Annotated in this window: 14 protein-coding genes and 2 pseudogenes; 8 read left to right on the top strand and 8 right to left on the bottom strand. The window is 73.3% G+C overall.

Annotated elements, in window-relative coordinates; all coding sequences use genetic code 11:
- Positions 1 to 34: 34 nt before the first annotated feature.
- Genes ABZ924_RS30735 through ABZ924_RS30725 form a run of 3 tightly spaced genes read left to right on the top strand, consistent with a single transcriptional unit; the run spans position 35 to position 4,811 of the window.
- The gene (locus tag ABZ924_RS30735; protein WP_361916937.1) at positions 35 to 2,188 is read left to right on the top strand and encodes a molybdopterin oxidoreductase family protein; all 2,154 of its coding nucleotides are present in this window, start codon (positions 35 to 37) and stop codon (positions 2,186 to 2,188) included.
- Positions 2,185 to 3,606, top strand: a complete 1,422-nt coding sequence (locus ABZ924_RS30730; protein ID WP_361916907.1) for an FAD-dependent oxidoreductase — start codon at positions 2,185 to 2,187, stop codon at positions 3,604 to 3,606. The genes ABZ924_RS30735 and ABZ924_RS30730 overlap by 4 nt, the downstream gene beginning before the upstream one ends.
- Positions 3,603 to 4,811, top strand: coding sequence for an FAD-dependent oxidoreductase (locus ABZ924_RS30725; RefSeq protein WP_361916904.1), 1,209 nt, complete (start codon positions 3,603 to 3,605; stop codon positions 4,809 to 4,811). Before ABZ924_RS30730 ends, ABZ924_RS30725 begins: the two co-directional genes overlap by 4 nt.
- A 68-nt stretch (positions 4,812 to 4,879) precedes the next feature.
- Here the strand turns inward: ABZ924_RS30725 and ABZ924_RS30720 are convergent.
- The 8 genes and pseudogenes from ABZ924_RS30720 to ABZ924_RS30685 form a co-directional block, all read right to left on the bottom strand.
- Positions 4,880 to 5,205: pseudogene (locus tag ABZ924_RS30720) on the bottom strand (RNase A-like domain-containing protein).
- Positions 5,202 to 5,858 carry a hypothetical protein gene (locus tag ABZ924_RS30715; RefSeq protein WP_361916940.1) on the bottom strand — a complete coding sequence of 219 codons (657 nt, stop codon included), beginning with the start codon at positions 5,856 to 5,858 and terminating at the stop codon, positions 5,202 to 5,204. The pseudogene ABZ924_RS30720 and the gene ABZ924_RS30715 overlap by 4 nt, the downstream one beginning before the upstream one ends.
- Before the next feature lie 52 nt (positions 5,859 to 5,910).
- A pseudogene (locus tag ABZ924_RS30710) lies at positions 5,911 to 6,132 on the bottom strand (WXG100 family type VII secretion target); the annotation flags it as partial.
- Between the two features lie 188 nt (positions 6,133 to 6,320).
- Complete coding sequence (locus ABZ924_RS30705) at positions 6,321 to 6,524, bottom strand: WXG100 family type VII secretion target (RefSeq protein ID WP_361916901.1); 204 nt, start codon at positions 6,522 to 6,524, stop codon at positions 6,321 to 6,323.
- A gap of 203 nt (positions 6,525 to 6,727) precedes the next feature.
- Positions 6,728 to 7,963: an acyltransferase gene (locus ABZ924_RS30700; RefSeq protein WP_361916898.1), complete on the bottom strand. Its 1,236-nt coding sequence runs from the start codon at positions 7,961 to 7,963 to the stop codon at positions 6,728 to 6,730.
- A 169-nt stretch (positions 7,964 to 8,132) separates the two neighbouring features.
- Entirely contained in the window at positions 8,133 to 9,521 is a 1,389-nt protein-coding gene (locus tag ABZ924_RS30695) for an aldehyde dehydrogenase family protein (protein WP_361916895.1), read from the bottom strand.
- Positions 9,521 to 10,624 carry an AMP-binding protein gene (locus ABZ924_RS30690; RefSeq protein ID WP_361916892.1) on the bottom strand — a complete coding sequence of 368 codons (1,104 nt, stop codon included), beginning with the start codon at positions 10,622 to 10,624 and terminating at the stop codon, positions 9,521 to 9,523. Before ABZ924_RS30690 ends, ABZ924_RS30695 begins: the two co-directional genes overlap by 1 nt.
- Positions 10,625 to 10,757: 133 nt before the next feature.
- Complete coding sequence (locus ABZ924_RS30685) at positions 10,758 to 11,606, bottom strand: arylamine N-acetyltransferase (RefSeq protein WP_361916889.1); 849 nt, start codon at positions 11,604 to 11,606, stop codon at positions 10,758 to 10,760.
- Positions 11,607 to 11,845: 239 nt separating this feature from the next.
- Between ABZ924_RS30685 and ABZ924_RS30680 the strand changes: the two genes are divergently transcribed.
- The 5 genes from ABZ924_RS30680 to ABZ924_RS30660 all read left to right on the top strand — a co-directional run bounded on the left by ABZ924_RS30680 (position 11,846) and on the right by ABZ924_RS30660 (position 17,774).
- Positions 11,846 to 13,471: a carboxylesterase family protein gene (locus ABZ924_RS30680; protein WP_361916886.1), complete on the top strand. Its 1,626-nt coding sequence runs from the start codon at positions 11,846 to 11,848 to the stop codon at positions 13,469 to 13,471.
- A gap of 94 nt (positions 13,472 to 13,565) precedes the next feature.
- On the top strand, positions 13,566 to 14,792 hold the full coding sequence (locus tag ABZ924_RS30675) for an MFS transporter (protein WP_361916884.1): 1,227 nt from the start codon (positions 13,566 to 13,568) through the stop codon (positions 14,790 to 14,792).
- A gap of 26 nt (positions 14,793 to 14,818) precedes the next feature.
- Positions 14,819 to 16,207 (top strand): FAD-binding oxidoreductase, encoded by a 1,389-nt coding sequence (locus tag ABZ924_RS30670; RefSeq protein ID WP_361916881.1) that lies wholly within the window; start codon positions 14,819 to 14,821, stop codon positions 16,205 to 16,207.
- Complete coding sequence (locus tag ABZ924_RS30665; protein ID WP_361916879.1) at positions 16,204 to 17,058, top strand: arylamine N-acetyltransferase; 855 nt, start codon at positions 16,204 to 16,206, stop codon at positions 17,056 to 17,058. Before ABZ924_RS30670 ends, ABZ924_RS30665 begins: the two co-directional genes overlap by 4 nt.
- Before the next feature lie 230 nt (positions 17,059 to 17,288).
- Positions 17,289 to 17,774, top strand: coding sequence for a hypothetical protein (locus tag ABZ924_RS30660; RefSeq protein WP_361916876.1), 486 nt, complete (start codon positions 17,289 to 17,291; stop codon positions 17,772 to 17,774).
- Positions 17,775 to 18,047 lie beyond the last annotated feature (273 nt).

The raw sequence follows: 18,047 nt of genomic DNA, 5'->3' as shown, positions 1-18,047 counted from the left end.
CGCCACCCTCACGGCACCCGCCGCCCTCACCGCAGTGGCCACCATCACCGCACCCGCCACAGCCTCAGCAGTCGCCGAGGCCACCACCCACTGCCCCTACTGCGCCCTCCAGTGCGGCACCCGCCTCACCCGCGCCGAAGGCCGTACCACCGTCGCGCCCACGCAGTTCCCGGTGAACCAGGGCGGCCTGTGCCAGAAGGGCTGGACGGCCCCCGCCCTCCTCGACACCCCCGGCCGCCTCACCCAGCCCCTGGTCCGCGGCGCCGACGGCCGGCTCGCCCCGGCCACTTGGGACGCGGCCCTCGACCTGATCGCCGACCGGCTGGCGCGGATCCGCGCCGAGCACGGCCCGGATGCGGTCGGCGTGTTCGGCGGCGGCGGCCTCACCAACGAAAAGGCCTACCAGCTCGGCAAGTTCGCCCGGATCGCCCTCGGCACCGGCCAGATCGACTACAACGGCCGCTTCTGCATGTCCTCGGCGGCCGCCGCCGGCTCCGCCGCCTTCGGCCTCGACCGCGGCCTGCCGTTCCCCGTCACCGACCTCGCGGACGCCGACGTCGTCCTGCTCGCCGGAGCCAACCCGGCCGAGACGATGCCGCCGCTGATGCGCCACCTCGCCTCCCCCTCCCTGATCGTCATCGACCCGCGCCGCACCCCCACTGCCGAGACCGCCGCCCTGCACCTGCAGCCGACCCCCGGTACCGACCTCGCGCTCGCCCTCGGCCTGCTGCACCTCGCCGTCACCGAGGGCCACACCGACCGGGAGTACGTGGAGCAGCGCACCACCGGCTTCGACGCCGCCTGGCGGCGCGCCGCCGCCTGGTGGCCCGAGCGCGTCGAACGGGTCACCGGCGTCCCCGTCGCCGACATGCGCGAGGCCGTGGCGCTGCTGGCCGGCGCCCGGCGCGCGTACGTCCTGACCGGGCGCGGCGCCGAACAGCACAGCAAGGGCACCGACACCGTCGCCGCGTTCATCAACCTCGCCCTCGCCCTCGGCCTGCCCGGCCGCGAGGGCAGCGGCTACGGCTGCCTCACCGGCCAGGGCAACGGCCAGGGCGGCCGCGAGCACGGCCAGAAGGCCGACCAGCTGCCCGGCTACCGGATGCTCACCGACCCCGCCGCGCGGGAACACGTCGCCGCCGTATGGGGCGTGGAGCCCGACTCCCTGCCCGGCCCCGGCCGCAGCGCGTACGAGCTCCTCGACGCCCTCGGCACGGACGGCGGGCCGCGCGCCCTGCTCGTCTTCGGCTCCAACCCGGTGGTCTCCGCCCCGCGCGCCGACCGGATCGCAGCGCGGCTGGCCTCGCTCGACCTGCTGGTCGTCGCCGACTTCGTGCCCTCGGAGACGGCCGAACTGGCCGACGTCGTCCTGCCCGTCACCCAGTGGGCGGAGGAGGAGGGCACCATGACCAACCTGGAGGGCCGGGTGCTGCGCCGCCGCCGGCTGCTGGCCCCGCCCGGCGCGGCCCGCAGCGACCTCGAGGTGCTCCGCGGGCTCGCGGTCCGCCTCGGCCAGGACCCCGGCCGCTTCCCCGCCGCGCCCCGCGAGGTCTTCGAGGAGCTGCGCCGTGCCTCGCGCGGCGGGCGCGCCGACTACTCCGGCATCAGCTACGAGCGCCTCGACGCCGGCGAGGCCCTGCACTGGCCCTGCCCCGCGACCCCCGAGGGCGCCGCCCCGCACCCCGGCACGCCGCGGCTCTTCCTCGACGCCTTCGCGCACCCCGACGGGCTCGCCCGCTTCGCCGAGGTCGAACACCGCGACGCCGCCGAGACCCCGGACGCACGGTTCCCGCTGTACGCCACCACGGGCCGGGTGCTGGCCCAGTACCAGTCCGGCGCCCAGACCCGGCGCGTCCCCGAGCTGGCCGCGGCCGCACCCGGGGCGCACGTGGAGATCCACCCCGACACGGCGGGCCGGCTGGGGCTGGCCGAGGGGGCGGCCGCCCGGGTGACCTCGGCCCGCGGCAGCACGGTGGCGCGGGTCCGGCTCGTCGACTCGCTGCGCACGGACACGGTGTTCCTGCCGTTCCACTTCGCGAGGGCCGGGCGGGCCAACCTGATCACCTCGGCGGCGCTGGACCCGCGCAGCCGGATGCCGGAGTTCAAGGTGTGCGCGGTACGGGTCGAGCCGCTCGACGCGGCCGACACGGCTGACGCGGCCGACGCGTTCGAGGGAGCCGGGCGGTGAGTGCGGGCGAGGTGCTGGTGGTCGGCGGCGGCGCCGCTGCGCACCGGTTCGCGGAGCGGCTGCACCACCACGGCCACCGGGGCCCGATCACGCTGCTCGCCGCCGAGCCGCAGGCCCCGTACCACCGCACGCTGCTGACCTCCGTCCTGGACGGCACCCTGCCGGCCGACGCCCTCGCCCTGCCCGAACTCCCGGTCGGCGTGCGGCTGCACACCGGCACCGCCGTCACCCGCATCGACCGCGCCCGGCGCCTCGCCCACACCGCCGGCGGCTCCGTCCACCGCTACGACACCCTCGTCCTCGCCACCGGCTCCCGCCCGGCCCTGCCCCGCCTCCCCGGGATCGCGGGGCTCGGCCCCGCCGACGGGGTCGTGGCCCTGCGCACCCTCGCCGACGCCGAACACCTGCGCCGGGCCGCGCCCGACGCGCGCCGCACCGTCGTGCTCGGCGGCGGGCTCCTCGGGGTGGAGGCGGCCGCCGCCCTGCGCCGGGCCGGCCACGAGGTGGCCCTCGTCCACCGCGGGCCGCACCCGCTGCGCCGGCACCTGGACGCGGGCGCGGGGGAGCTGCTCGCCCGGCGCCTGACCGGCCTGGGCATCGAGGTCCACGCGGACCGCGAGGCGGCCGGGTACTGCTCCGGCAAGCTCACCCTGGACGACGGCACCATGCTCGCCGCCGACACCCTCCTGCTGTGCACCGGGGCCGTGCCCGAGACCGGGCTCGCCCGGCGGGCCGGGCTGGCCGTCCGCACCGGCATCCTCGTCGACGGCTCCCTGCGCACCACCGACCCGCACGTCCACGCCCTCGGCGACTGCGCCGAGCACCCCGGAGACGCGGCCGGGCACCTCGAACCCGCCTGGGAGCAGGCGGAATCCCTGGCCCGGCAGCTCACCGGGGCCGGCGGGGAGCACCACGGCACCCGCCGGGTGACCCGGCTGCGGGTCCCCGGCATCGACCTGGTCCGCCTCGGCGGCGCCGGAGCCCCGCCCGGCCCCGCGCAGGACGCGCCCGGCGGCGAGGTGGTCACCTTCTGCGACCCCGCGGGCGGGCGCTACGCCCGGCTGACGCTGCACCGGCAGCGCATCACCGACGCGGTCCTGCTGGGGATGCCGAAGGCGATCGCCGCCGTGACCCGGCTCCACGAGCGCGACCTCCCGGTGCCCGCCGGGCGGCTGGAGTTCCTGCTCGGCATCGCACCGGCCGCGCCGGGCGCCGGCGAGCTGCCCGACGACGCCGTCGTCTGCCGCTGCAACAACGTCACCAAGCACGCCGTCACCGAGGCCTGCCGCGCCGGCGCCGCCGACGTGGCCGCGGTCGCCGCGGCCACCCGCGCCACCACCGGCTGCGGCGGCTGCACGGGCGCCGTCCGCGCCCTGTGCGGCGCCCCCGCCCGCACCGAAGGGAGCACGCAGTCATGAAGACGCTCGTCGTCGCCGGCCACGGGATGGCCGGCCACCGCCTGGTATCGGAGCTCCGCTCCCTCGACCCGGCCGGCTCCTGGCGGGTGGTGGTCCTCGCGGAGGAGCCGCACCCCGCGTACGACCGGGTCGCGCTCTCCTCCTACCTCGACGGCCGCAGCGCCGCCGACCTGGCCCTGCCCGGCCCGGACGCGGACGCCGACCCCCTGGTGGACCTGCGCCTGAACACGCGGGTGACGGCCGCGGACCGGGAGACCCGCACCGTGACCACCACGACGGGGGACAGGGTGGAGTACGACGCTCTCGTCCTCGCCACCGGCTCGAAGCCGTTCATCCCGCCGGTGCCGGGCCACGACCTGCCCGGCTGCTTCGCGTACCGCTCCCTCACCGACCTCGACGCGATCCGCGGGGCGGCCGTACCGGGCCGCCCGGGCGTGGTCATCGGCGGCGGGCTGCTCGGCCTGGAGGCCGCGAACGCGCTGCGCCTGCTCGGCATGGAGCCGCACGTGGTGGAGCTCGCGCCGCGGCTGATGCCGGTCCAGGTGGACGCGGCGGGCGGCGCCGTCCTCGCCCGGCGGGTGGAGGACCACGGCCTGCGCGTCCACTGCGGCGTCGCAACGGCCGCGATCGAGTCGGGCCCGGACGGCCGGGCCGCTGCGGTGGCCCTGGCCGACGGCACGACCCTGGAGGCGGCAGTGGTCGTCTTCTCGGCAGGCGTCCGCCCCCGCGACGAACTGGCCGCCCCGGCCGGCCTGCCCACGGGCGAACGCGGCGGCTTCCTCACCGACCCCCTGTGCCGCACCCCGGACGACCGCATCTGGGCGATCGGCGAATGTGCAGCGGTCTCCGGCCGCACCTACGGCCTGGCGGCCCCCGGCTACCGCATGGCGGAGTCGGTGGCCCGCCAGCTCACCGGCCGGCCCGCCGAACCGTTCGGCCGGCCGGACATGTCGACGAGCCTGAAGCTGCTGGGCGTCGAGGTGGCGAGCTTCGGCGACGCCCACGCCACCACCCCGGGCTCCATGGCCCTGACCCGCCTGGACGACGCATCGGGCACCTACGCCAAGCTGGTCCTCTCCCCCGCCCACACCCTCCTCGGCGGCATCCTCGTGGGCGACGCCCGGGCCTACGCCACCCTCCACCCCTTCACGGGCCACCCCCTCCCACCCGCGGCCCACCGGCTCCTCGCAGCCCCGGCCCCCTGACCGGCCGGGCCGCGCTCGGCGGTCAGCGCAGCCGGCCGGCCAGTTCGGCGAGCCACGCTCCGCTGCCTCTAGAGATAGATCGGGAACGTGCCATGGACGCTGAAGCCGTAGGGCTCGCCGGATTCCGCTTCAGTACGACGCGGGCGGCATGCGCCTCGACGGGCTCCCGGCCGGCCAGCATCATCGCCTGGAGCAGCACGCGGCCCACGGGCTCGGGCCGGGAGGGGCAGGAGGCCTCGATGGTGAGGCGCTGCCGGGTGGACTGCGCCAGCCGGCGGTGGATCACCTGCTCGTTCCGGGTGACGACCTGCCGGGTGGCCCACTGCGCCGTCTCGCGGTCGGGGTAGGTGGCGGCACGGTTCGGGGCGGGAGCCGCGCTCTCGGCAGGGGTCATGAGTGCTCTCGCTGCATGTGGTCGTCGAGGGTGTCGATCATCTCGCGCAGGCCCGTGCGGGTCGCCCACGAAAGGCGGTCCGCGAGGCAGCGCTCACCGGGGAAGAGGACGAGGGCGCGCTGCGCCTCGGTGGTGTAGGCCGCGGCCAGGTCGCGGCAGTAGGGGTGCTCGCTGGTGACGGCGGCGAGGACGGCCCGTCCGGGGCCGAAGGCCGCGCCCTCGTCCATGAGGACGGCGTCGAATCCGAAGAGATGGGGGAATGTCTGCAGGAATTCCCAGCCGGCCAGGGCGAGCTCTTCGTACTCGGGCGCCGGTTCACGATCGATGATGCGCACCAGTTCGGCGAGCATGCGCAGATATTCCGCGGGGTCCATTCCGTCCGCGGCCCGTGCCGCTTTGTCCCTGAATTCCGGCGGACAGGCCGCGAGCCCGTCGGGCCCGGCGACGAAATCGCCGGCCAGCTCCAGCAGGGCCGCCGCGACGCGGACCGGGCAGTTCCAGTCCGCGGTCCAGTTCTTTCCGACCACCCGGACGTACCGTCTGATCTCGTCGTCCAGGGAGAGCTTCCCGCCCGAGCCCTGGACCGACAGGGCGAGATCGACGAGGCGGACCACCGGGCCGCCGCTGAACAGCGCCACGGGGGGCTTCTGCACGTACTCCACCTTCCCAGGGTCCCTTGTGCGGCATCGCAGTGAGCGCGATGAACAGGACCGCCCGGTGGGCCGCGCCGTAGTTGGTCTGCCCGGTGGTGACGACCTCGTGGAGCCACTTCTGGGCGGCCTGGAGGTCCTGCATCTGGCGGTCCCACTGGTCGAGTTCGTCGACGAACGTGTCGCGCGCCTGCCCCTCCCAGCCGAGCACCACCTTCTCGGTGCGCTGGTAGAGCGTTTCGAGCCCCTCGCCCAGCTCCTTGAGGATCTCCTCCAACTTCCCGGCGAGCCCTTGGAGAGTCCCCCGAAGTACGCATGGTCCAGATGTCGAGCAGGCCGCTGTGCGGCACGGGCGGCGCGGTGCCCTCGGAGAGCCGGTCCACCTCGCGGGCGATGTCACCTCGCTGCGGACCTTGCGGAACGCCTGGAGCGTGTCCAGCTCCTGCTGGGTGAAGCCGTCGCGGCTCATCCGCACGGCCTCCTCCAGGAGGACGAGGATCTCCCGATGCGGACGGCGTCCTTCGCGGCCGCCCGGTGCAGGTCCCGGTAGGCCTTGGCCGTCTCGCCCTTCCACCCGGCCTCGATGCGGTCGACGAGCGCGTCCATACGCCGCACCTGGCGGTCGAGATGGCGCTGCATCGTGTCCATGTCGTCGGCGGGCTTCGTCAAGTCGCCTTCCGGCACCCGGAGATCAGCATCGGACGCCATGATCTTCGCCCCGCCCCTTTCACGCCTTTGGGAACCCTAACAGCCGGTGCTGTCAACCAGCAGGAAGCACGCAACCCCCGTCCCGGGCATGGGGCGGGGGCTCGTCGCTCGTGGCGACAGCTCGTGGCGTACAGCTCGTGGCGTACAGCTCGTGGCGTGCCGCGTCAGACCTTTTCTGCGACCTTGGCGGGGTTCGGGGCCTGCGCTGCGGTTGCCTCTGCCGCGGCTGCCGCCCGGGCCGCCTTGGCCTTGCGGGACGTCGAGAAGCGGCGGGTCAGGGGGGCCTCGACCCAGGCGTACAGGGCCCAGGACAGGAGGACCGCCACCACGGCCTGGGCGGCTATCAGGGCGATGCCGACCGGGGTGGAGAAGAGCCGGTCGCCCAGGAGGTCCCGGGAGTAGGCCAGGACGATGTAGTGCAGCAGGTAGAAGGCGAAGGAGATCTCGCCGAGCCAGATCATGAAGCGGTTGTTGAACGGCGTCGGCCTGCTCTCCGCGTCGCGCGAGGCGACGGCCGCGATCAGCAGGACGATCGGGACGAGGGTGACCGCGCGCTGCCCGTACAGGTGCTCCACGTTCATGGCGACCGCGTAGCTGACGGCCAGCAGCAGCGCCGACCAGGTCATGCCGATGTTGCGCCAGCGGCCGGTCATCACGGCGCGCGCGACGAGGATGCCGAGGGCGAAGTCCAGCAGCCGCACGGGCGGCAGGACGTACGCGAACCAGTACTGCACGGTCGAGGTGCCGTCGGCGCCGGGCATCTGCATGCCGCCGCCCGGGATGACCGCGTACGTCAGGGTCGGCGTGAGGACGACGGCGGTGATGGTGCCGGCGATCCAGTACTTCAGCCTGGCGGGATCGATCTTCTTGATGAGCAGGTAGAGCAGCGGGAAGGAGAGGTAGAAGATCGCTTCGGCGCCGAGGGACCAGCTGGGCGGGTCCACGCTGAAGTTGGTCGCGAAGTCGGGCACCCACACCTGGACCATCAGCAGGTTGACCACGGCCTGCCAGGGCTTGGTCATGACGGCGGCGAACGTGAGCAGGGCGAGCGCCCAGGTGATCACGTAATTCGGGTAGATCTTCACGAAGCGGCGGCGCCAGAAGGCGCGGAAGGTGTCCTTCTCGCGGGCCGACCACGTCAGGACGAAGCCGCTGAGGACGAAGAAGAAGGTGACGCCGAGCGCGCCGGCCTGGGAGACGTACTTGGCGAACCCGTCGTTGGCCGCGTCGGAATCGAAGAGCCGGATCCACGGGACGCCGAGGGAGGCGTGGAAGAGGAAGACCAGGAGGGCCGCGGGGAAGCGCAGCCCGGTCAGGGAGTCGAGTCTGGGGAGCTTGCCGGGTCTGGGACCGGCTCCTCCGATTCCGATTCCGGTGTCGTGCGTGGCCTTGGCAGGCATGACGGGTGTGCCCTTCTCGGGAGGTCGGTGGGTGGGACGTGCCGCGTGGGGGCGTGCCGGGTGGGCGCGCCGGGTGCTTCGGTGCGCGCGTGCCGGCCCTGGTGTGTGCGTACGCCGCTGCGGGCCGCGGCGGGCGTCGGCGGCCGCGGCCCGCAGCGGCTGCGGCGGTTCAGTCGCGGATGACGGTCTTGGTCCGCATCAGGAACTCGCCGAGGTAGCTGTCGTGCGGGACGCCCGGCCGGATCCAGTAGGTCGGGTGGTCGCCCAGGTAGACGTTGCTGATCGTGGGCTCCTGGAGCAGCTCGTCGATCAGCTCCTCGTCGTCCGTGAACGCCGTCAGCACCAGCGAGTTGCGCAGCGGCCCGATCCCGTCGGCGGGGGACCACGGGGCCACCCACACGCAGGGGAAGGGCAGTTCGATGCCGGCCTGCTCGGCGTCCGGCCGCTCCAGCCGGTGCACCGCGGGGCGCAGGACGGCGCTGCCGTCGCCGAGCTCCTCCACGATGCCCTCGCCGCCCAGGTGGGCAACGGTGCCCGCGGCCCGGGCGAGCAGGAACTTCTCCAGCTTGCGCGCGCCCTCCACCGGCTGCACCGCGAGCACGGCCTTCTCGTCCTGCGGCGGCAGGCTCGGGATGGTCGCGAGCCGCTCGGCGATGGCGTCGGCCAGCGGCGCCGGGTCCCCGTCGACCAGGACGGTGGTGGCGTTGATGCAGGCCACGCCGCCCTGGTGGCTGATGGAGTCGACGATGGTGTCGAGGTGGTCGCGCCAGTCGGTGCCCGCCGGGACGAGGATCTTCGAGCGGCCCGGCCCCTGGGGCAGCACCCGGGTGCCCGCGTACTTGCGGACGACCTCGTCGCCGCCGTAGACCAGCCCGTAGTCGGCGCTGCGCAGGATCTCGTCGGCCGCCTCGTAGTCGGTGGGCAGCAGGACGACCTGGTCGCCCGCGAAGCCGGCCGCGCGCAGGGCGGAGATCAGGCGGTGCGGGGTGAACGGCTCGCGGCGCGAGGGCCGTACGGCGACCCGGTAGCCCATGGCGAGGGCCTCGACCCACAGCGAGTGCGGGCCGGGGTGGTTGCCGGCGGCGTGCACCGCGAAGACGTCGCCCTTGCGGGTCCACACGGCGCTGCCGCCGCGGGTGCCGCCGTCGCGCCAGTCGTCCACGGCACCGACCGGGCGGGCCTGGTACGCGGCGAACGGCGCGACCTCGGTGGCCTCGATGATGGCGGCGGTCGCCGCCTGCACGACGCCGATCGGCACGCCCGAGACGCGGGCGACGGTGCGCTCGTACTCGGCGAAGGTCAGGCCGTCGATGGTCTCCTCGGCGAAGATCCGCCCGGCCCGGGCCAGGGCCTCGGTGCGCTCGGCGGCCGGCATGGTGCGGGCCTTGCGCAGGGCGTCCATCGCGCGGGTGACGTACAGCTTGGGGACCAGGCTGAGTTCGGCGACGGGCGCGCCCGTCACGTCGGCCACCGTCATGCGCTTGCGGGCGCGGAAGGGTCCGGCGGGCCCGAGCGCGTCCAGCGTGATCAGGCCGTCGCCCGTCAGGCCGTCGCCCATTAGTACACCCCCTCGATGACCGTCTCGTTGTCGAACTCCTGGACCGGGGCGATGTCCGCGACGGAGTCGCCGATCTGCCACACGCCGTCGGGGGCGGGGACGCGCGTCGCGTAGTCGCGCTCGAGGTTGTTCGGCATGAACAGCGCCTTGCTGACGTGGTGCATGACGACCTGGCCGCGCTCGCCGTACGCGACGGTCTCGCGGGTCTCGGGGTCGACCACGTCGAAGACCATGTGCGGGGCGAACGGGTCGTAGATGCACGGGTCGTCGTCGGTCAGGCCGGGGCGCTCGCTGGCGTTGCCGAGGATCATCGTCGAGCCGTAGCCGCTGTACAGGTGGGCCTTGGGGAAGACCTCGGTGCGGTACAGGTAGCGGGTGTCGGCGTCCATCTGGGTGCCGACCCAGTTGATCGCCTTGACCTTCTCGTCGATGAGCTTGGCCAGGTCGTCGCGGCGGGCGAGGCGCTCGAGGATCGGCGGGGTGCACATCAGGACGCCGATGTCCTGGGTCTGGAGCAGGAAGGCGACCTGGTCGACGATGTGCTCGGCGTAGGCGCCGGCCTCGGCGCCCTTGCCGTCGGCGATGAGCTTCTTGACCCAGCGCGGGTCGAGGTCGACGGTGAAGGCCAGACCGCCGCGGAAGGCGGTCTGCCGCTTGATCACGTCACCGACCATGTGGGGCCCGGTCGGGGCCACGACCAGCCAGTTGACGCCCTGCGGGACGCCGTGGCGGTCCAGCTGGGCGCTGCTCCAGGCCAGCAGGCGCTCCAGCCACTCCTGGAGCAGGACGATGCGCTTGGGGGCGCCGGTGGTGCCGCCGCTCTCGTAGACGCCCACGACGTCGGGCCGGTCGCCGTAGCCGCGGGGTATGAGGTCCTCGGCCCGGACGTCGCGCAGTTCGTTCGCGAGGTTCGGGAACCGGCGCAGGTCCTCGAATCCGCCGATGTCGGTCAGCGGGTCGAATCCGAGGCTTCCCGCGCGCTCCAGCCAGAACGGCGAACCCGTTTCCGGGGAGAAATGCCACCGCAGGGCGGCGCGCAGGAATTCATCGGGGTCCGGCTGGGTGTCGAGTGGAAATTCCAGCAAGGGATCAACGGTGGACACAATGCTCCTTCCGGGTACGGAGTTACGCCGTACTCTTCGCATCGTGCGCCGGGCCTGCGGAGCCGGTCCACGTAATTCGGATGAGTCCGTCAACTGCCCGTGATCCGTCAACTGCGCCCGTCAACCGGCTCCGTCAGGTCAGCCTGATCCCGATGGTGCGGCCCGCTCCCTCGCCTTTCGGGAGTTCGTCGAGGTCCATGCCGAAATGCGTGCGGTACGCGGCGAGGAGGGCCTGCTCCGTATCCGGTTTTTCGATCGTGCGTGCGCCGCCCTCGATCCTGACCAGGCGCTTGTCCTTCAGCGTGACGCGGCCGCCGTCCGCGAGCGGCAGCGAGCAGAACAGCTCCTGGAGGAAGGGCGAGTCGGGGCTGCTGCGCCACCACCACAGGGTCGGCCCGAAGTCCTCCAGGCGGCAGGGGCGGTCGTCGATCCGGTAGAGCGGCCTGCCGTCGAGGGACACGTCGAAGCCGCCGACCCCGTCCTGCGCCGGAGTGACCAGGTACCCGCCGTGGGGGTCTTCCTGCAGGTCAGCGGCGTGGAGTCGGAGCGGGTGGCGGCTGTTGCGGCCGAAGCCGGCGTCGACCAGCCAGGCCTCGCCGTCCAGGGTCACGCGCAGCGCCAGGTGGCACATCGCAGGCCCCAGCCCCTCCGGGCGGTGGACCCGGCCGGGCAGCACCTCGACCGCGTACCCGAGGGAGGCCAGCAGCACCCCGAAGGCCGAGTTCACCTCGTAGCAGCCGCCGCCGCGACGCTGCCGCACGATCTTGTCGAAGGCCTGGGCACCGAGGTGGATCTCGCGCCCGAGGTGGTAGTCGATGTTCTCGAAGGGAACGGAGAGCACGTGCCGCTCCTGGAGGTGGCGCAGCCCTTCGAGATCGGGGGCGGCAGGCCTCTTCGCGCCGATCCGGTCGAGATATTCGGCCACTTCCGCGTCGTCCAGCATCGCATTCTCCTTGACCGTGCCGTCATGTGCCGTTGCCATTCCCGCAGTGCGGGCGTCCAGGCATTCGAACCCGGCAGCATACGCGGCAAGAAAATACACGGCCACCCTGCGCCCGACCGCCGATCTGACGGAAAATCCGGCACCTGACACAGTGCCGCTGCGCGGCTTGTCGCCCCCTCGCGCGGTTACCAGCATCGGAGGGTCCAGAGTCATCCGACGCTGCGCATCAGAAAAGTCGGTGTGACTGACCGCCCGCCGATGACGACGGAGAATTCGACGTGCTGGCCCCTTCTGCCGACCACAGCCCTTCGCCGGAGCCCGGGGACGACGTCCTGGCCCGCACCACCGCCGGTGTGATCGCCGGTGAGCGCGCCGGCCGCCTGTCGGTCTTCCGCGGCATCCCGTACGCCGCCCCGCCCGTCGGCGACCTGCGCTTCGCCTCGCCGCGCCCGCCCGCCCCCTGGAACGGGGTCCGCGAGGCCAAGGCCTTCGCCCCCGAGTCGCTCCAGCCGATCATCCCCGGCAGCTCCGAGGACTCCCTGTACGCCAACGTCTGGACGCCCGGCACCGCCCCGGACACCCTGCGCCCGGTCCTCGTCTACATCCACGGCGGCGGCTGGATGGTCGGCGGCGGCAGCCTGCCCGTCTACGACGGCGCGCGCCTCGCCGACCGCGGCGACCTGGTCGTCGTCACCTTCAACTACCGCCTCGGCGCCCTCGGGTTCGGCCTGCACGAGGAGTACGCCGACCCGGAGACCGGCGACTTCGCCGACTGGGGCCTGCAGGACCAGGCGGCGCTGCTGCGCTGGGTCCACGCCAACGCCGCCGCCTTCGGCGGGGACCCCGGCAACATCACCGTCGCCGGCACCTCCGCGGGCGGCGCCAGCACCTGGCAGCTCGCGCTGCAGCCCGAACTGCGGCCGATCATCCGGCGGATCGTCCCGATCAGCGCCTGCCACGTGTGGGAACCGTCCACCTCGCTGACCCCCGCCGACTCCCGCCGGGCGTACGAGGGCATCGCGGACCGCCTCGGCACGACGGTGGCGGGGCTGCGCGAGGTGCCCGCGGCCGCGCTGATGCAGGCCTGGGAGGAGCTGTTCGGCGGCCTGCCCGGCGGGCGCGAGGTCGGCAGCGGCCGCGAGTTCCGCGGCCCGGTCGTCGACGGCCGCCGGATGACCGCGTTCGACTGGGAACGGCCCACCCCCGACGTGCCGATCATGGCGATCCACACCCGCACCGAGGGCTCCTTCTACACCGGCCCCTGCCCGCCCCAGCCCACCCCGACCCCGCGGCCCACCGACGCGGCCGAACTGCGCGAGGCCGTGCGCGGCGTACTGGACAAGGGCTCGGCGAAGGTCACCGACGAGCTCGTCGACGCGTGCCTGGCCGCCTACCGGGAGGCCGCCGAGGCCGACGGGCTGCCGCAGGACCCGCTGTCGCTGTGGACGGAGATCTGGGGCGACGCCCTGTTCCGCTACCAGATCGTGCGGCTCTCGGAGCGGCACGCCCGCGAGGGAAGCACCCCGCAGTACGTGATGGAGTTCGCCCACCCGGTGCGCGCCCCGCACCACGGCACCCCGCACGAGGCGACCTCGCCGTTCCTCTTCGGCACGTACGCCGACACCGCGGCCATCGCCGCCACCTACCCGGTCCCGCCGTCCACGCCCCTGTTCCACGACGGGCCGGCCGAGCGCGCCGTCTCCGAGACCTTCATGGACCTGGTGGCCGCGTTCGCCCGCGGCGGGGTCCCCGCCGCGCCCGCCGCCCCCGAGTGGCCGGTCTTCGACCCGGAGCGCCCCAGCACGCTGGTCCTCGGCGGCGAGGAGATCGCCGCCATCGCGCCGACCTCGAAGGCGCGGCAGCTGCGGTTCTGGGACGAGTCCGGCTGGGTCCCCCGCCCGTGAGCCGGGTCCTCCGCCCGTGAGCCACCCCGCCCGTGAGCGCCCCGCCCCTGAGCTGCCCGCCCCGCACCCGTGAGACACGAATGAGGTTCTTGCCATGACAACACTCGAAACACCCGCCGAGACCGGAGCCCCGCCGCAGGCCGCGAGCAGCGCCGCAGAGCCCACCTCGCTGAAGAGCTGGCTCGCGGTGGTATCCGTCGCCGTCGGCATCTTCACCCTGGTCACCGCCGAGCAGCTCCCCATCGGACTGCTCACCTCCGTCGGCTCCGCCCTGGACGTCTCCGAGGGCACCGCCGGCCTCATGGTCACGGTGCCCGGCCTGGTCGCGGCGCTGTCCGCCCCGCTGATCCCGGTGCTCGTCGGCCGCATGGACCGCCGCTTCCTGCTGGTCGCGCTGATGACCGTGATGGCCGTCGCCAACGCGATCACCGTGCTCGCACCCAACTTCGGCGTCCTGCTCGCCTCCCGCATCCTGGTCGGCATCACCATCGGCGGCTTCTGGGCCATCGCGGGCGGCCTCGCCTTCCGCCTGGTCCAGCCGGCCGCGATCCCGCGGGCCACCGCGCTGATCTTCGGCGGTGTCGCCGCCGCCAACGTCCTCGGCGTGCCCACCGGCACCCTGATCGGCGGGCTGGCCGGCTGGCGCACCGCGTTCGCCACGCTCGGCGTCCTCGCCTTCGTCGTCCTGGTGGCCCTGCTGGTGCTGCTGCCGCCGCTGCCCGCGACCCGGCCCGTCGGCGTGCGCGAGCTGGTCGGCCAGTTCGGCAACCGCGGCGTGCGCGCCGGCATCATCGCCACCGCCCTGATCGTCACCGGGCACCTGGCCGCGTACACCTACGTCAGCCCCATGCTCCAGCAGGTCTCCGGCATCGACGAGGACCTGATCAGCGTGCTGCTGCTCGGCTTCGGCGTCGCCGGCATCATCGGCAACTTCGTCGCCGGGGCGGCCGTCGCGAAGAACCTGGGCCGCACCATGACCGTCATCATCGTCGCGCTGGCCGCCGCGATGCTGCTGTTCCCGCTGCTCGGCAAGACCCAGGCCGGCGGCATCGCCCTGCTGGTCCTGTGGGGCCTGGCCTTCGGCGGCGTCTCCGTCAGCCTGCAGACCTGGATGCTGAAGTACGCGCCCGACGCGATGGAGGCCGCCTCCGCGCTGTGGGTGTCCGTCTTCAACCTCTCCATCGCCCTCGGCGCCCTCGTCGGCGGCCTCATCGTCGACAACATCGAGCTGACCACCGTCGCCTGGATCGGCGGCGCCGTGGTCCTGCTGACCGCCGCCACCCTCCCGAGCCTGCGCACCCCCGCCAAGGCAGCCCCGTGAGCCACCCGTTACAGGAAGGAACGTCCGTGTCCCCCACCGACCTGTCCGCGCTCGGCGCCGAGCTGCGCGGGCCGCTCCTGCTGCCCGGCACCGACGCGTACAAGGAGGAGACGCTCGGGTTCAACCGGATCCTGTCCGAGTCCCGGCCCGCGGCCGTCGTCCTCGCCGACGGCACCGCCGACGTCATCGCCACCGTGCGCTTCGCCGCCCGCGCGGGCCTGCCGGTCGCGGTCCAGGCGACCGGGCACGGAGTCGCCCGGCTCGCCGACGGCGCGATCCTGATCAACACCCGCAACCTCACCGGCGTACGCATCGACCCGCGCAGCCGCACCGCCCGCATCGAGCCCGGCGTCCAGTGGAGCCGGGTCATCCAGGAGGCCGCCGCCTTCGGCCTGGCCCCGCTCAACGGCGCCTCCCCGGGCGTCGGCGTCGTCTCGTACACCCTCGGCGGCGGCCTCGGCCCGCTGGGCCGCTCGTACGGCTACTGCGCCGACCACGTCAAGAACGCCGACGTCGTCACCGCCGACGGCGAGCTGCGCCACGTCTCCCCCGAGGACCACCCGGACCTGTTCTGGGCGCTGCGCGGTGGCAAGGGCAACTTCGGCGTGGTCACCTCGATCGAGATCGGCCTCTTCCCGGTCTCCCGGCTCTACGGCGGCGGCCTGTTCCTGCCCGGCGAGCACATCGAGGAGATCCTGCGGACGTGGCGGGACTGGACGCGGACCGTCCCCGACGCCATGCAGTCCTCGATCGCCGTGATGCGCTTCCCCGACATCGACGTGCTGCCCGAGCCGGTCCGCGGGCGCTTCCTCGCCCACATCCGGATCGCGTTCAACGGCTCGAACGAGGAGGGCGAGGAACTCCTGCGCCCGCTGCGCGCGATCGTGCCGGCCGTCCTCGACACCGTCGCGGACATGCCGTACACGAACGTCGCGGACATCAACATGGACCCGACCGTGCCGGCCGTCTACTTCGAGCGCTCCACCCGCATCCGGGAGCTCGACGACGCGGCGATCGACACCCTGGTGCCGCTGATCAAGGAGGGCGCGGACGCGGTCCGCCCCGGCATCGAGCTGCGCCACCTGGGCGGCGCCCTGGGCCGGGAGCCGGAGCACCCCAACGCGCTGCCGCACCGCGAGACCGCGTACACGCTGTTCGCGGGGGCACCGGTGTGGCCCGAACACGTCCAGGACGTGCGGGAGTTCCAGGAGCGGCTGATGGAGACGATGCAGCCCTGGCGCATCGGCGGCCCGTTCCTGAGCTTCATCAGCGCCCTGGAGAGCACCCCCGAGCACCTGCGGTCGGCGTACGACGAGGAGACGTACGCCCGGCTCGTGGCCGTCAAGGACGCCTACGACCCGCAGAACGTGTTCCGGGTGAACCACAACATCCCGCCGAGCGGGTGGACGTCATGACGGACGAGACGAGCGAGGAGACGGCGAACGACATGCTCAGCGATGCGATGGTGGACGCGTACCTGGAGCGCATCGGCGCCCGGCGGCCGGAGCAGGCCGACATCCACGGGCTGCGGCACCTCCAGGAGCGGCACGTGCTCTCGGTGCCCTTCGAGAACATCGACTACCACGTGGAGGGCGCCGAGCTGAGCCTGGAGCGCGACTTCCTCCACGACAAGATCGTGCGCCGGCGCCGCGGCGGCGGCTGCTACGAGCTGAACCCCTCCTTCGGGCACCTGCTCCAGGCCCTCGGCTACTCGGTGGAGATCCTCGCCGGGCAGGTCTTCCTCGGCGGCGAGTTCGGCGCCCCGCTGTGCCACCTGGCGCTGCGCGTCCACGCGGACGGCAAGGACTGGCTGGTCGACGTCGGCTTCGGCAAGGGCAGCCGCTTCCCGCTGGAGATCGGGCCGCAGGGGGTGCAGAAGGACCCGCACGGCGAGTTCGAGGTGGTCGTGCCCGAGGAGGGCGGGCTCCAGGTCGTGCTGGACGGCGGCATCCAGTACCGGCTCGACGAGCGGCCGGTGCGGATCGAGGACTTCTACCCGACCCTGTGGTGGTACCGCACGGCGCCGGACTCGGTGTTCCTGCACAACCTGATCGCCTCGATGCAGAAGGAGTCCGGCCGCGCCACCGTCAACGGCCGGGAGCTGACCCTCACCGACGCGAACGGCACGCGGACCGTGGAGCTGGCGGACGACGCGGCCCTGCGCGCCGCGTACGAGGAGCACTTCGGGATCGTGCTGGAGGCCGGCGTCATGCCGAAGCAGCCCGACGTGGACCCGGCGGTCCGCATCATCATGCAGATCGACTGATTTCCCGTCCTCTTTCCTTTTCCGTTTCCCGGGCCCCCGGGCCGCACGCATTTCCGTGCGGCCCGGGGGTCTTTTTCGGCCGCGAAAGCGGCATCCGGCCGACCTGACGAATCGAAAGCTGGTCCATACCTCCTGCCGATTCGGCGGGCCATCATGGAAATCGAAGCCGCCGTGCGAAATGCCGGCCCCGGCAATCCACCCCCATTGACGATTTCCTGGGAGAGATTCAGATGCGCAAGAGCACCCGTATCAAGGTCGGCGTCCTCGCCGGTGTCGCCGCGCTGGCCACCGCCACGGCGGTCACGGGCTCCGCGAACGCCGCCGTCGAGGGCGGCAGCACCTGCTACACCCTGCCGGGCAGCTGGAAGGTCGTCGACGACAACACCCACGAGACCTTCCTCGGCAGCTACTACGGCAGCGCCACCGCCACGGCCGGCGTCGTCAACTTCACCTCTCCGAACAACACCACGACCGCCTCCCACGGCGAGTGGCGCCAGACCGGCTGCGGCACCTACTCCGACACCGACGTCGCCTTCCTGATCGGCGCCGACGGCAAGGCCGCCTCCACCATCACCTTCAAGGCCAACATCACGGTGACCGGCAAGAACACCGCCAACTTCGACTTCGCCTTCACCATCAACAACCTGGACGGCTCGTACGTGACCTCCGGCGCCTCCACCGGCAAGGCCACCCGCATCGCCGTCCAGCCCCGCTGACCGCACCACCTCTCCTGCGGCCTTCCCTTCCCCTGTGAGGCCCTTGTACGGGCCCGGCGATCCCCCCGCCGGGCCCGTACGGCTTTTCCGCCGGCGGCCGCGAGCACACGAAAACGCGAGCACACAAAAAGAGGAAGGGGGCACGTGGTGGGGGCCGGGGCCGGGGGGGCCCCCGGCCCCCCCCCGGGGGGCCGGTTTAGGCGGGCGGGGGGGGGGCGGCGGTGGCGGCAGTTTGGAAGTGGGGGGGGGTGGGGAAGAATGTTGGGGGTAAGG

The organism is Streptomyces sp. NPDC046876 (assembly GCF_040645035.1).
Lineage (GTDB): Bacteria > Actinomycetota > Actinomycetes > Streptomycetales > Streptomycetaceae > Streptomyces.
This window is presented reverse-complemented; position numbering and strand designations above follow the sequence as displayed.